A 14749-nucleotide genomic window follows, 5' to 3' on the forward strand; every position below is an offset into this window, starting at 1 on the left:
GTTCAGCCGCGATACTTGGCGGTGAGACCGATGAGGAAGTTGCGCAGGATCTGATCCCCGCAATCCTGATAGTGCTTGTGGTCCCGTGAACGGAACAGGGCGCTCAGCTCGGACTTGGAGAGGTTGAAGTGGGCCAGCTTGAGGGTGCCCAGCATGTCCTCTTCCTTGAAGTTGAGGCCGATGCGCAGCTTGCGCAGGATCATGTTGTTGTTGATCCGGTTCGGGATCACCTGGGCTGGCGCATCTTCCCGCGCGCCGCGGCGCGCCAGGATGAAGCCGTCGAGGAACTGGCTCAGGGCCGAATCCGGACAGGCGGCAAAGCCCGCTTCCTGCTCTTCCCCTTCCTCCGCCTCTTTGATCAGCCAGCCGTGCAGCTGGGCATGGGTGACGGTCAGGTTGCCCTTGGCAAACATGTCGACCATCTGGTCGTTGCTGATGCTGAGGGCGTAGCGCAGGCGGCGCAAAATATCGTTGTTGGTCATGTCGACTCCTGTGGAAACGGCGCAACTTTACCATCTGGCGGGGCCCGCGTCAGAAAAAGCGGGTTGCCCGGTTCAGGATAGATAGCGTGGCGCCTCCTGGCGTACCTGCTCCATCGCATCCTGCAGCTCCAGCAGCTCGGGCTCGAGTTCGGCCACCGGCACCCCGTCGCGCAGCTGCTGTTCCAGCTGGGAGAGCAGCCGCTGCAGGCCGGGGACGCCGGAATAGGCGCAGCCGCCGTTGAGGCGATGGAGCTGGGCCAGCACCTCGCTATCCTCCACCTGGCCGGCAAGCGCTGCCTCCAGCACCGGATCCACCTCGTCGAAACTGGCCATCAGCATGGTCAGCATCTCCTTGGCCAGATCCAGCTTGCCCGCCGCCTGGCGCACCGCCAGCGCCCAGTCGATCTGCTGGCTGGCGTGATTCTGGTGGCGACGATGGGCGAAGTCGGTGATGAGCTTGGCCAGCATGGCCTCGTCGATGGGCTTGGCCAGGTAGTCGTCCATGCCCTGGCGGATCAGCCGCTCCCGCTCGCCGGGAATGGCGTGGGCGGTGACCGCGACGATGGGGGTCTCGGTGTTGAGGGACTGGCTGCGAATCGCCTGGGTGGCGCTGATGCCGTCCATGATCGGCATCTGGATATCCATGAAGATGATGTCGAACGGCTGGCTCTGGGCCAGTCTGACCGCCTCCTTGCCGTTCTTGCACACCACCACCTGGCTCACCATCTCCTTGAGCATGGCGGCGATGAGCTTGAGGTTGGCGGCGTTGTCGTCCACCGCCAGCACCTTGATCTCCTGCACGCTGCGCGGGGAGGGGGTCGGCAGCGGGGCGCTGCGGACCGCCTCGGGGGAGAGCAGGGCATGCAGCAGCTTGCGATGGTTGATGGGTTTGGAGAGGCAGTGCTGGGCACCGTGGGCCAGCATGGCCTCATAGAGCGAAGGCTCGTGGCTGCTGAGCAGCACTATGGTGTTCTGCTGGCGATCCAGCCCGTCGAGGCGCGCCACCACCTGCTGCGGGCTGTGCTGGGTGCCGCTGCCGATGATTACCATGTCCTGGCTGCTCATTTCGGGCCAAGGGGCGTCGCTGGCGAGGGATTGCACCTCCAGCTGCCACTCCGCCAGCAGGGCGCAGAGGGCCGAGTGGCTGAAGGGATCAGGCTCCAGCAGCCAGACCCGTTTGCCCTGAATGCGATCCAGCGGCAGCTTGTCGGTCTGGGGCAGGGGAGAGACCTCCAGATCCAGGCTGAAGGAGAAGACAGAGCCTTTGCCAAGCTCGGATTCGAACCGGATCTGGCCACCCATCTGCTGTACCAGCTTCTGGGTGATGACCAGGCCCAGCCCGGTGCCGCCATAGCGGCGGGAGATGGAGGAGTCAGCCTGGTTGAAGGCCTGGAACAGCTGGCGCTGCTGCTCTTCCGAGATGCCGATGCCGGTGTCGCGGATCAGCACGTTGAGCCGCACCTTGCTGCCGCTGGCACTGCCGATCTGCTCGATGCGCACATCCACGTTGCCGTGCTCGGTAAACTTGATGGCGTTGCCGGTGAGGTTGGTCAGCACCTGCTGCAGGCGCATGGGGTCGCCGGTGAGGTAGTCCGGCACCTCGGCATCCACCTGCAGGGAGAGCTCCAGCTGCTTGTCGTGAGCGCTGGGGCCGAGCAGGTGCATGGTCTCGTTGAGGGTGTCGCGCAGGCTGAACGGGATGTGCTCCAGCTGCAGCTTGCCCGCCTCCAGCTTGGAGAAGTCGAGGATGTCGTTGATGATGCCGAGCAGGTTGCGAGCCGACTTCTCGATGGTCTGCATGTAGTCGGTCTGGCTCGGGGTCAGGCTGGTCTTGAGCAGTTGGCGGGTAAAGCCGATGACCCCGTTGAGCGGGGTGCGCAGCTCGTGGGACATGTTGGCGAGGAACTCCGACTTGACCCGCGCCGCCTCCTGCGCCCGCTTCTTGGCCATGTCGAGCTCGACGTTCTGGATCTCGATCTGTTCCAGCGTTTCGCGCAAGTCGGAGGTGGCCTGATCGATGTTCTGCTGCATCTCCTCGTGGTATTCCGAGAGCGCCTTGGCCATGGCGTTGATGCCGTTTTTCAGCATGTCCAGCTCGCCGGTGAGCTGACCGCTGACCCGTGTATCGAGCCGCCCCTCCCTGATCTTGTGCACCGCCTGCACCATGTCGGTGATGGGCTGGGTCACGCTCTTGACCAGCCTGAAGCCGAACAGGGTACTGAAGGCGATGCCGATGAGCACCATGATCACCGCGAAGAAGGTGTCGCGGTATTGCAGGATCATGGCCCGATCGGTGGTCATCTGCATGGAGATGTAGCCGATCATCGGCGGCTCCACGTCGCTTGGCAGCGGGAAGCCATCCATGCTGGTCTCGGCCTGGATCGGGGTGCGCAGTATGATGTCATCACCATAGAGGGTGACGCTGGTGAGCTCGGGGATCTGGCTGCCGTCCGGCAGCCGCAGCCGGGTGAAGTCTCTGTGGTAGTTGGACGTCACGAACAGCTGGTTGTCCTGGGTAAAGACGGCGATGGACTTGATGAGCGGCGAGTTCTTGCGGTGGGTGAGGCCGATCAGCCGCTTGAGCGACTCGCGGCTGTGCTGGGTCATCCCGTATTCGCTGGCGATGGCCAGCGGCTCTATGATGTTGATGCCCTGATCGATCAGGTTGTTTTCCAGCTGCTGATAGCGGTGGAAAGTGAAATAGCCGGCCATCAGGCCGCCGATGATCAGGGTCGGCAAGATGGTAAAGGCCAGCACACGTGCCCGAAGGCCGTATTTGGTCATGCGGATGGTCCCCCGATGAGCAGGGTTGGCAATGGCGTAAACGAGCGGGAGCGGGCCCACAGGCCGTATTTGGTCATACTATTATTCTTGTGGGACAATAGCCTGCTGCAGATTCCACAATCATGACATAGCCACCTATAGGCACCAAGTTTTATGGCCCAGTTTTTCAAGCCCCAAAAGAAATCCACCCAGCCCCAACGCATTGAATTTACGGTAGACAGCCTGGATCACCACTGCGTCGGGATCGGCCGCCACCAGGGCAAGGCGATCTTCATCGAAGGGGCGCTGCCCGGTGAGCAGGTCAAGGCCCGCATCCTCGAAGACAAGAAGCAGTATGCCCACGCCGCCCTGCAACAGGTGGTGACGCCGGCGGCCAATCGCGTAGCCCCCTTCTGCAGCCACTACCGCGAGTGCGGCGGCTGCAGTGCCCAGCACCTGGCCGAAGCGGATCAGCGCGCCGCCAAGGAGGCCGGACTGGTCAGCCTGTTCGAGCGGCTCGGCAACATCCAGCCTCCGGCGCTGGAGCCCGTGCTGGGCGGAGAGTCCCGCGCCTATCGCCGGGTCTGCCGGCTGGCCATCAAGTTTGACAAGAACGGCCGCTGCACCCGGGTGGGCTTTCGTCGTCGCCAGTCGAACGATCTGGTGGAGATCGGCGGTTGCCCTGTGCTGGCCGAGCCGCTCTCCGTGCTGATCAGCCCGCTGCGTGAGTGCCTCAACCGCCTCAAGAGCCAGCGCGAGCTGGGCCATGCGGAGCTTATCCAGGCCGAGCAGGGGATCCTGATGCTGCTGCGCCATACCGGTCGGCCGACCGAGGCGGATCGGGCGCAGCTGATCGAGTTTGCCAAGACGCAGGGGATCGACCTCTATCTGCAGGCGGCCGACGAGCAGATTGAGCCGCTGCACCAGCAGTTTGCGCCCTCCTACTCGCTGGATGGCCTGTCTCTTGCATTCGCACCCGGTGACTTCATTCAGGTCAATGCGCCGGTCAACCAGCGCATGGTGGAGCAGGCGCTCTCCTGGCTGGAGGCGGGCAAGGATGACAAGGTGCTCGATCTGTTCTGTGGTATCGGCAACTTCACCCTGCCGCTGGCCCGTCAGGCCCGCGAAGTGGTAGGGGTAGAAGGAGAGCTGGCCATGGTGGCGCGCGCCGAAGAGAACGCCCGTCGCAACGGTATCAACAATGCTCGTTTCTACAAGGCGGACTTGAGCGGCGACATCGCCGGCATGTCCTGGGCACGGGAAGGCTTCGATCTGGTGCTGCTGGATCCGGCCCGCCCCGGTGCGTTCGAGGTGATGGAGCACGTCGTGAAACTTTCACCCAGACGGGTGGTCTACGTTTCCTGTAATCCGGTCACCCTGGCGCGCGACAGTCAGGTGCTGGTGAAAGGGGGCTACCGGCTGGTGCGCCTCGGCATGCTCGACATGTTCCCCCACACCGGCCATCTGGAGTCCATGGCGCTGTTCGAGCGCAAGTAACGGGCGCTGCGGGGCAGATGAAACGGTACCGCCGCAGGGGCGTCGGCTCGCCAGGTTGGGTGGCATTTGCCCGGTCCATAACGCTGTCTGGGCGGGCATGATTGGGGTAATCTAGACCCTCGTAAATCGGCAGGGGCTGGCGGAGAACTCTATTGTCTTTCTTGACAATATGCCTTGAAAACATCTCCGCATATCCCCATTTGAGGCATTCTCATGAGGGGGAGGGGGCGACAGCCTTCGGCCCAATAATTTAAAGGATTGATACCATGGTTGCGGTTCGCGATATTCATTTGAAAGACAACTTCACCCTGGAGGAGTGGGTCAGCTCGCTCACCTTGAGTGACAGTGACAAGGATCAGCTGCGAACCGTCTACCAGTACTGTCTGACGCTCGGTGACGAAGCGCTCACCAACCGCCTGCTGGTGCGCGGGGTCGAGATGGTGGGCATCCTGCTGATGCTCAGCATGGATCTCGGCACCCTCAAGGCCGCCATCATCTACCCCTTCGTCGAAGCCGGTCTCATCAGCCAGGAGCGGATGGACGAGGACTTCGGCCCCAAGATCGCCAAGCTGGTGGAAGGGGTGCTGGAGATGGAGGCCATCCGCTCCCTGCAGACTCTGCACCGCAGTGAAACCTCGCCGGAACAGGTCGACAACGTGCGCCGCATGTTGCTCGCCATGGTCGAGGATGTGCGCGCCGTGGTGATCAAGCTGGCGGAGCGGATCGCCTGCCTGCGGGAAGCGAAGAAGGCGGATGAAGAGACCCGGGTGTTGATGGCCCAGGAGATCACCAACATCTACGCCCCGCTGGCCAACCGGCTCGGCATCGGTCAGCTCAAGTGGGAGCTCGAGGATCTCGCCTTCCGCTACCTGCACCCGGATACCTACAAGCAGATCGCCAGGCAGCTCGACGAGAAACGGCTCGATCGGGAGCGCTACATCCGCGAGTTCGTGCAGTCTTTGCGCGATGCCCTGAAAGAGGCGGGGGTCGAGGCCGAGGTCTACGGCCGACCGAAGCACATCTACAGCATCTGGCGCAAGATGCAGAAGAAGCACCTCGAATTCAACGAACTGTTCGACGTGCGGGCGGTGCGGGTGGTGACCAAGCGGCTGCAGGATTGCTATGCGGCGCTCGGCATTGTTCACACCCACTTCCATCATATTCCCCGCGAGTTTGACGACTACGTCGCCAACCCCAAACCCAACGGCTACCAGTCCATCCACACCGTGGTGGTGGGGCCCGAGGGCAAGACGGTGGAGATCCAGATCCGTACCGACCAGATGCACCAGGATGCCGAACTCGGTGTCGCGGCGCACTGGCGCTACAAGGAAGGGGCTCAGGCCGGTGGCAAGGCCAACACCTTCGAAGACAAGATCGAGTGGCTGCGCAAGCTGCTCGCCTGGCAGGAGGATCTCTCCGAGAGTGGCTCCCTGCTCGAAGATCTGCGCAGTCAGGTGTTCGAGGACCGGGTTTACGTCTTCACCCCGAAAGGGGATGTCATCGACCTGCCGGCGGGCGCCACCCCGCTCGACTTTGCCTATCACGTGCACAGCATGATCGGTCACCGCTGCATCGGCGCCAAGATTGACGGCCGCATCGTGCCGTTCACCTATGCGCTGCAGACCGGCGATCAGGTGGAGGTGATCACCCAGAAGGAGCCGAACCCTAGCCGCGACTGGATGAACCCCAACTCCGGCTTCCTGCGCTCCAGCCGGGCGCGGGCCAAGGTGGCCACCTGGTTCAGAAAGCTGGATCGGGACAAGAACATCGCCGCCGGCAAGGAGTTGCTGGAGAAGGAGCTGGACAGGCACAACCTGACCCTCTCCAAGGTGGACAAGGTGGTGCTGGAGCGCTTCCATGCCGACGAGCTGGAAGATCTGCTGGCCGGCATCGGCAGTGGCGACATCCGCATCAACCAGCTGCTGAACTATCTGGACACCCGCTACAACAAGCCGACAGCGGAAGAGGAAGATCGTCGCCTGCTGGAGAAGCTGGAGCAGAAGGCCAACGTGCCGTTCCGGCCCAAGCCCAAGGATCACATAGTGGTGGAAGGGGTCGGCAACCTGATGACCCACATCGCCCGTTGCTGCCAGCCCATTCCGGGGGACGGCATTCAGGGCTTCATCACCATGGGGCGCGGCGTCTCCATCCACCGCGAGGATTGCGAGCAGCTCAAAGAGCTCTCCCGTCGCAACCCGGAGAGGCTGATCGATGCGGTATGGGGGGAGAACTACTCCGGTGGCTACGGCCTCACCATTCGCATCCTCTCCAACGACCGCTCCGGCCTGCTGCGCGACATTACCACCGTGCTGGCCAACGAGAAGATCAACGTGATGGGGGTGCGTTCGCGCTCCAACGTGCGCGAGCAGACCGCCGAGATCGACATGGAGCTGGAGATTTACAACATCAACGCCTTCAACCGGGCATTGGCCAAGCTCAGTCAGCTCAACGACGTGATCAGCGCCAAGCGCCTCTGATTGTCATCAACAACCAATTCGTGACCGACCGCCAGGTCGGTCACTGTTTTCCCCCTGCGTTACGAATCAAGAAGCGAATATCCCATGTCCCAACGTTACGACCTGCCTCAACTGCTCGACATCATGGCCAGATTGCGCGACCCGAACGGGGGTTGCCCCTGGGATCTGAAACAGAGCTTCCAGACCATAGTGCCGCACACCCTGGAGGAGGCCTACGAGGTGGCCGATGCCATCGAAACCCAGGATTGGGACGGATTAAAGGGTGAACTGGGCGATCTGCTGTTCCAGGTGGTGTTCTACGCGCAGCTCGGCAAGGAACAGGGGCTGTTTGATTTCGCCGATATCGTCGATACGGTGAGCGAGAAGCTGATCCGCCGCCATCCCCATGTTTTCTCCGATGCCGACCTTGGCGACGAGCAGGCGGTGAAGGTGAACTGGGAGGCGGAAAAAGCCAGAGAGCGGGCCGCGCTCGACAAGGAGAGCGTGCTGGACGATATCCCGCTCTCGCTGCCGGCCCTGACCCGCGCCGCCAAGATCCAGAAGCGCTGCGCCACCGTCGGCTTCGACTGGAAGACCTTGGGCCCGGTAGTGGACAAGGTCCACGAGGAGATCGACGAGGTGATGGAAGAGGCGCTGATGGCCGACGTGGACGAAGCGCGGGTGAGCGATGAGCTCGGCGATCTCTTGTTCGCCACCGTCAATCTGGTGCGCCATCTGGGCAAGGATCCGGAGCAGGTGCTACGGGGCGCCAACGCCAAGTTCGAACGCCGGTTTCGTCAGGTTGAGCAGTTTATCGCCGCAGAAGGGCTGAAAGTGAGCGATTGTTCGCTGGAAAAGCTCGATGCCGCCTGGGACCGGGCCAAGGAAACCGAACAAAGTTGATTTGGCGCAAGATGGGGGCGCCAGGAGCCTGATAGATTTTTGTTCATTGTTTGGGAGAGGGGGTTTTGGTATACTGTTTCCCCGTCCTGCTTCATCCCCGAAGCACCCCTTAAAATTCCCTAAACTTCTTTCAGGTTCAGCATGACGACAAAATATATTTTTGTAACTGGTGGCGTTGTTTCATCCCTCGGCAAAGGCATTGCCGCAGCTTCTCTGGCAGCCATTCTGGAAGCCCGTGGTCTGGATGTGACCATCATGAAACTGGACCCCTATATCAACGTGGATCCGGGCACCATGAGCCCGACCCAGCACGGTGAAGTGTTCGTAACCGAGGACGGGGCCGAGACCGATCTGGACTTGGGCCACTACGAGCGTTTCATCCGCACCAAGATGACCCGCCGCAACAACTTCACCACCGGTCGCATCTATGCCGACGTGCTGCGCAAAGAGCGCCGTGGTGACTATCTGGGCGCCACCATTCAGGTGATTCCGCACATCACCAACGCCATCAAAGAGCGGGTGATTGCCGGTGCCGAAGGCCATCAGGTTGCCATCGTCGAAGTGGGCGGTACCGTGGGCGACATCGAGTCCCTGCCGTTCCTCGAGGCCATTCGTCAGCTGGCTGCCGAAGTGGGCCGCAACAATGCTATGTTCATGCACCTGACGCTGGTTCCTTACCTGGCTGCCGCCGGTGAAGTGAAGACCAAGCCGACCCAGCACTCCGTCAAAGAGCTGCTCTCCATCGGTATTCAGCCAGACGTGCTGATCTGCCGCTCCGACCGTGCCATTCCGGCCGTTGAGCGCGCCAAGATCGCCCTGTTCTGCAACGTGCCGGAGCGCGCCGTCATCTCCATGAAAGACGTCGACTCCATCTACAAGATCCCGGCACTGCTCAAGTCCCAGAATCTGGACTCCTACTTCACCGAGCGTTTCGGTCTGGAGTGCAAGGAGGCCGATCTGGCCGAGTGGGAACAGGTCATCTATGAAGAAGCCAACCCGACTGCAGAAGTGACCATCGGCATGGTCGGCAAGTACGTATCCCTGCCGGATGCCTACAAGTCCGTCAACGAGGCGCTCAAGCACGGTGGCCTCAAGACCCGTCTGTCCGTCAACATCAAGTACATCGATTCCCAGGACATCGAGACCCGTGGCGCCGAGCTGCTGGAAGGTCTGGACGCTATTCTGGTGCCGGGTGGCTTCGGTGAGCGCGGCGTGGAAGGCAAAATTCAGGCGGCCCAGTATGCCCGCGAGAACAAGATCCCCTACCTGGGTATCTGCCTCGGCATGCAGGTAGCCATGATCGAATTCGCCCGCAACGTGGCGGGCATGGAAGGGGCTCACTCTTCCGAGTTCAAGAAGGATTGTGCCTATCCGGTGGTGGGTCTCATCACCGAGTGGGTGGATGACGAAGGCAACGTCGAAACTCGTACCGAGAAGTCCGATCTGGGCGGTACCATGCGTCTGGGTTCCCAGCTCTGCCACCTGGTCGAAGGTTCCAAGGTGCGCCAGATGTACGGCAGCCCGACCATTTACGAGCGCCACCGTCACCGTTATGAAGTGAACAACAAGTTGCTGCCGCAGATTGAAGCAGCAGGCCTGAAAGTGACCGGTCTCTCCGCCGACAAGAAGTTGGTGGAAATCATCGAGATCCCGGATCACCCCTGGTTCGTGGCCGCGCAGTTCCACCCGGAGTTCACCTCGACTCCCCGTGATGGCCACGCCCTGTTCGCCGGTTTTGTGAAGGCGGCAGGCGAGTATCAGAAGCGTAATCTGAAGTAATTGAAAATAAATGCGGTTGGGGCCCTGTGCCGCAGCCGCTTTTTTTGGCATATTTTTGTTGTTTTTTTACGAAACCTGAGGAAATACACATGTCCAAGATCGTTAAAGTGATCGGTCGTGAAATCATCGACTCCCGTGGTAACCCGACCGTTGAGGCCGAAGTTCACCTGGAAGGTGGTTTTGTTGGTATGGCAGCCGCTCCGTCTGGCGCGTCCACCGGTTCCCGCGAAGCGCTGGAACTGCGTGACGGCGACAAGAGCCGTTTCCTGGGTAAAGGCGTGCTGAAAGCCCTCGAAGCCGTAAACGGCCCGATCGCTCAAGCTCTGCTGGGTAAAGATGCCAAGGACCAGGCCACTGTCGACCAGATCATGATCGACCTCGACGGTACCGAGAACAAATCCAAGTTCGGCGCCAACGCCATCCTGGCTGTTTCCCTGGCTAACGCCAAAGCTGCCGCTGCTGCCAAAGGCATGCCGCTGTACGCCCACATCGCCGAGCTGAACGGCACCCCGGGTGTTTACTCCATGCCGCTGCCGATGATGAACATCATCAACGGTGGTGAGCACGCCGACAACAACGTCGACATCCAGGAGTTCATGATCCAGCCGGTTGGCGCCAAGACCCTGAAAGAAGCCGTTCGCATGGGCGCAGAAGTGTTCCACAACCTGGCCAAAGTGCTGAAGTCCAAGGGCTACAACACTGCAGTTGGTGACGAAGGTGGTTTCGCTCCGAACCTGAAATCCAACGCCGAAGCGCTGGAAGTGATCGCTGAAGCCGTTGCCGCTGCCGGTTACAAACTGGGCACCGACATCACCCTGGCTATGGACTGCGCTGCTTCCGAGTTCTACGACGCAGAGAAGAAAGAGTACAACCTGAAAGGCGAAGGTCGTGTCTTCACCTCCAACGGTTTCTCCGACTTCCTGGCTGACCTGACCACCAAGTTCCCGATCGTCTCCATCGAAGATGGCCTGGACGAATCTGACTGGGAAGGTTTTGCCTACCAGACTGCTGAACTGGGCAAGAAAATCCAGATCGTGGGTGACGACCTGTTCGTAACCAACACCAAGATCCTGAAGCGCGGTATCGACAACGGCATCGCCAACTCCATCCTGATCAAGTTCAACCAGATCGGTTCCCTGACCGAAACTCTGGCTGCCATCAAGATGGCCAAAGACGCTGGCTACACTGCCGTCATCTCCCACCGCTCCGGTGAGACCGAAGACGCTACCATCGCCGACCTGGCTGTTGGTACCGCTGCTGGCCAGATCAAGACCGGTTCCATGAGCCGTTCTGACCGTGTTGCCAAGTACAACCAGCTGATCCGTATCGAAGAAGCGCTGGGTGCCAAAGCTCCGTTCCGTGGTCTGAAAGAAGTGAAGAACCAGGCTTAATTTTCGCCTGCTTCCACGCTTTGCAAAGCCCCGCCAATCGGCGGGGCTTTTTCGTTTCTGCCGCCGCTGCGGCGGGTTTCTGCATTTTTTATTCCGGCCCAACCCATCCGGGGCACAGGCTTTCTTTTGTCTTGCCTGCGAATATGGGAAACTAGGCCGCTTGAAGGAGACTCAGTGCATGCGGCTACTCACTCTTATCCTGCTTCTCCTGTTGGGGGGGCTTCAATATGACCTCTGGCTGGGGAAGAACGGCCTGTCTGACTATCATGAGCTGTCCGATGCCATCACCCGGCAGCAGCAGGACAATCTGGTACTCAAGGATCGCAACAACCTGATTTATCGCGAGATCGACGATCTGACCTCGGGCCTGGAAGCCATCGAGGAGCTGTCGCGCAACGATCTTGGCTACATCAAGCAGGGCGAGACTTTCTACCGGATCATCCCCAAGGACAAAGACAAGGGTTCCAGCTCCGGAGACGCAGCCTACGATGACTGATCTCCGCCCCGGCCTGACCGCCATCGTCCCGGCCGCGGGCATCGGCAGCCGAATGGGGGCCGAGTGCCCCAAACAGTATCTGCAGCTGGCGGGCAGGACCATTCTGGAACATACCCTGACCCGGCTGCTCTCCCACCCGGCCATCGCTCAGGTGATCGTGGCGCTGGCTCCCCATGACCGCTGGTTCGACACTCTGGCCGTGGCAGCCGATCCGAGGATCCTGCGAGTGAAAGGGGGCGCCGAGCGGGCCTTTTCCGTGCTCAATGCGTTGCATGTGGCCGCAGGGGAGTGGGTACTGGTGCACGACGCCGCCCGTCCCTGTCTGACCCACGGCGATCTCGATGCCCTGATTGCCACCGCCATGGCCTGTGATGGTGCCATCCTCGGCAGCCGGGTGCGCGACACCATGAAGCGCTCCGACGGAGCGGGCAACATCCTCGCCACCGTCGATCGCGAGCAGCTCTGGCATGCCCTGACCCCCCAGATGTTTCCCACCCGTCCTCTGCTGCGGGCACTGGAAGAGGGGCTGGCGCTGGGGGCCACCATCACCGACGAGGCCTCCGCCATGGAGCGTGCCGGTTTCACGGTGCGGATGGTGGAAGGACGAGCCGACAATATCAAGGTGACCCGGCCGGAGGATCTCTCTCTGGCGGGGCTCTATTTGCAGCAACAGAATGCGCGCCAGCCGGCGCAACCCGATTCACCCACAGAGGAGCTGGCATGATCCGGATTGGACATGGTTTTGATGTACACAAGTTTGGTGGGGTTGGCCCCTGCATGCTGGGCGGGGTGGCGGTGCCGTATGAACAGGGCCTGCTGGCTCACTCCGATGGTGACGTGGTGCTGCACGCGGTGAGCGATGCGCTGCTCGGCGCCATCGGGGCCGGCGATATCGGCCGTCACTTTCCCGATACTGCGGCCGAGTTCAAGGGGATCGACAGCCGCATCCTGCTGCGAGACGTGTTTGCCCGGGTGCAGCAGTCGGGCTATGCCATCGGCAACCTGGATGTGACCATCATTGCCCAGGCACCCAAGATGGCGCCGCATATCGAAGCCATGTGCGCCGTGCTGGCCGCCGATCTGCAATGTGATTTGAACCGGGTGAACGTCAAGGCGACCACCACCGAACAGCTGGGATTCACGGGGCGCAAGGAAGGGATCGCCACCGAAGCCGTCGTCTTACTGGTGAAACAATAATGCTGGAACAACTTGCCTATCTGCACGGGGCGCCCACCGCCCGTGGCATTCTCAAGGCGCAAGCCGCCGATTTCGTGGTCAATGAAGATCTCGGGTTTGAACCCTGCGGCGAGGGGGAGCACATCTTCGTCCGGGTGCGTAAAACCGGGGAAAATACCGCCTGGGTGGCTGGCCTGCTGGCTGATGCAGCCGGGGTCAACCGCAATGCGGTGACCTGGGCCGGGCTGAAAGACCGCCACGCGGTGACCGAACAGTGGTTCGGCATTCATCTGCCGGGCAAGGCGGAACCTGATCTCTCCGTCATCGAGAGCGACAGCATCCAGATCTTGCAGGTGAAGCGCCACAACAAGAAGCTGCGGGTCGGCTATCTCAAGGGCAACCACTTCATCCTGCGCCTCACTGGGCTGGAGCAGGTCGATGGTCTGGAATCCCGCCTGCAGGCCATCGCTGAGCAGGGGGTGCCCAACTATTACGGCGAGCAGCGTTTCGGCCGGGGCGGCAACAATCTGGAGGCGGCCAAGGCGATGTTCGCCGGCAAGCGGATCAAGGATCGCAACAAGCGCTCCCTCTATCTCTCCGCTGCCCGCAGCATGCTGTTCAATGCCATCGTCAGTGCCCGCATCGAGCAGGGACTGGCCCATCAGCTGCTGGCCGGCGACTGTGTGATGCTCAAGGGCAGCCACTCCATCTTCAGCGAAGAGAGCGTGACCCCTGAGCTGGCGGCGCGTCTGGCCTCCGGCGACGTGCAGCTCACCGCGCCCCAGTGGGGTCGTGGCCGGTTGGCCAGCCAGGGTGCCGCCGCCGAGTTCGAACAGAGCGTGCTGGCCCCCTATCACGATTGGTGTGATGGCCTGGAAAAAGCCGGGCTGGACCAGGACCGCCGCCCGCTGCTGCTCAAGCCGCAAGCCATGAGCTGGCAGCTGGAGGGGGCCGTGCTCACCCTGTCGTTCTTCCTGCCGGCCGGGGCGTTTGCCACCAGCGTGGTGCGCGAGTTAATGCAGGCCGAAGAGGCCGATCATGGTTTCAGGAATCAGTCCGATGAGAATTCTGGTCAGTAATGATGACGGTGTGCATGCGGAGGGCATAAGAGCCCTCAGCGAGGCGCTGGCTGCCTGCGGCGAGGTCATCGTGGTGGCACCGGATCGCAATCGCAGCGGGGCGAGTCATTCCCTGACGCTGGAAGTGCCGTTGCGGGTCACCCGCATCGCCGAAACCGGATATCATGCGGTGAAGGGAACGCCGACCGACTGCGTGCACCTGGCGGTCAACGAGCTGGTGCGCCCGGAGCCCGACATGGTGGTGGCCGGCATCAACCACGGCGCCAATCTGGGGGATGACGTCATCTACTCGGGCACGGTGGCGGCGGCAACCGAGGGACGCCACCTCGGCTTCCCCTCGCTGGCCATCTCGCTGGTAGGCAAGACCCATTTCGCCACGGCGGCCCACTACGCCGCCCAGCTGGTGAGGGGCATGATGGTGCACCCGCTGCCCGCCGATCAGATCCTCAACGTCAATGTGCCGGACCTGCCCCTCGACCAGATCAAGGGGATCAGGGTGACGCGCCTTGGCAACCGCCACCGGGCGGAGTCGGTCATATGCAGCAAGGATCCCCGTGGCCAGCCCATCTACTGGATTGGCCCGCCCGGCAGCCAGCAAGATGCGGGCGAAGGTACGGATTTCGCCGCCATCGAGCAGGGCTACGTCTCGATCACCCCCCTGACCATCGATATGACTGCCTACAGCAGTCTGGCGGGGCTGGGGGCTTGGTTGGACCTGCAGGGATGA

The 14749-nt window shown here is 61.6% G+C and carries 12 protein-coding genes; 10 read left to right on the plus strand and 2 right to left on the minus strand.

Annotated elements, in window-relative coordinates; translation table 11 throughout:
- Positions 1 to 2 precede the first annotated feature (2 nt).
- Positions 3 to 482, minus strand: a complete 480-nt coding sequence (locus tag AACQ43_RS20835) for a YehS family protein (RefSeq protein ID WP_043125137.1) — start codon at positions 480 to 482, stop codon at positions 3 to 5.
- Between the two features lie 72 nt (positions 483 to 554).
- Positions 555 to 3266 (minus strand): two-component sensor histidine kinase BarA, encoded by a 2712-nt coding sequence (barA, locus tag AACQ43_RS20840; protein ID WP_024946174.1) that lies wholly within the window; start codon positions 3264 to 3266, stop codon positions 555 to 557.
- A 153-nt stretch (positions 3267 to 3419) separates the two neighbouring features.
- Between barA and rlmD the strand changes: the two genes are divergently transcribed.
- From rlmD to surE, 10 genes are all read left to right on the plus strand, one after another.
- Positions 3420 to 4742 carry a 23S rRNA (uracil(1939)-C(5))-methyltransferase RlmD gene (gene rlmD / locus AACQ43_RS20845; protein ID WP_168968594.1) on the plus strand — a complete coding sequence of 441 codons (1323 nt, stop codon included), beginning with the start codon at positions 3420 to 3422 and terminating at the stop codon, positions 4740 to 4742.
- A 266-nt stretch (positions 4743 to 5008) separates the two neighbouring features.
- A complete protein-coding gene (relA, locus tag AACQ43_RS20850; protein WP_011704766.1) occupies positions 5009 to 7219 on the plus strand; it encodes a GTP diphosphokinase in 2211 nt (736 codons plus the stop codon).
- 84 nt (positions 7220 to 7303) lie between these two features.
- Entirely contained in the window at positions 7304 to 8101 is a 798-nt protein-coding gene (mazG, locus tag AACQ43_RS20855; RefSeq protein WP_168968595.1) for a nucleoside triphosphate pyrophosphohydrolase, read from the plus strand.
- Between the two features lie 141 nt (positions 8102 to 8242).
- The gene (gene pyrG, locus AACQ43_RS20860; protein ID WP_017410643.1) at positions 8243 to 9880 is read left to right on the plus strand and encodes a glutamine hydrolyzing CTP synthase; all 1638 of its coding nucleotides are present in this window, start codon (positions 8243 to 8245) and stop codon (positions 9878 to 9880) included.
- An 89-nt stretch (positions 9881 to 9969) separates the two neighbouring features.
- Entirely contained in the window at positions 9970 to 11271 is a 1302-nt protein-coding gene (gene eno, locus AACQ43_RS20865) for a phosphopyruvate hydratase (protein WP_106553325.1), read from the plus strand.
- Between the two features lie 178 nt (positions 11272 to 11449).
- Entirely contained in the window at positions 11450 to 11767 is a 318-nt protein-coding gene (gene ftsB, locus AACQ43_RS20870; RefSeq protein ID WP_011704770.1) for a cell division protein FtsB, read from the plus strand.
- Positions 11760 to 12491, plus strand: a complete 732-nt coding sequence (gene ispD / locus AACQ43_RS20875) for a 2-C-methyl-D-erythritol 4-phosphate cytidylyltransferase (RefSeq protein ID WP_146061336.1) — start codon at positions 11760 to 11762, stop codon at positions 12489 to 12491. Before ftsB ends, ispD begins: the two co-directional genes overlap by 8 nt.
- The gene (gene ispF / locus AACQ43_RS20880) at positions 12488 to 12964 is read left to right on the plus strand and encodes a 2-C-methyl-D-erythritol 2,4-cyclodiphosphate synthase (protein ID WP_016349536.1); all 477 of its coding nucleotides are present in this window, start codon (positions 12488 to 12490) and stop codon (positions 12962 to 12964) included. Before ispD ends, ispF begins: the two co-directional genes overlap by 4 nt.
- A complete protein-coding gene (gene truD, locus AACQ43_RS20885) occupies positions 12964 to 14022 on the plus strand; it encodes a tRNA pseudouridine(13) synthase TruD (RefSeq protein WP_168968596.1) in 1059 nt (352 codons plus the stop codon). Before ispF ends, truD begins: the two co-directional genes overlap by 1 nt.
- Complete coding sequence (gene surE, locus AACQ43_RS20890) at positions 14003 to 14749, plus strand: 5'/3'-nucleotidase SurE (protein ID WP_168968597.1); 747 nt, start codon at positions 14003 to 14005, stop codon at positions 14747 to 14749. The genes truD and surE overlap by 20 nt, the downstream gene beginning before the upstream one ends.

It is taken from the genome of Aeromonas sp. DNRA1 (genome assembly GCF_963888745.1).
Lineage (GTDB): Bacteria > Pseudomonadota > Gammaproteobacteria > Enterobacterales > Aeromonadaceae > Aeromonas > Aeromonas hydrophila.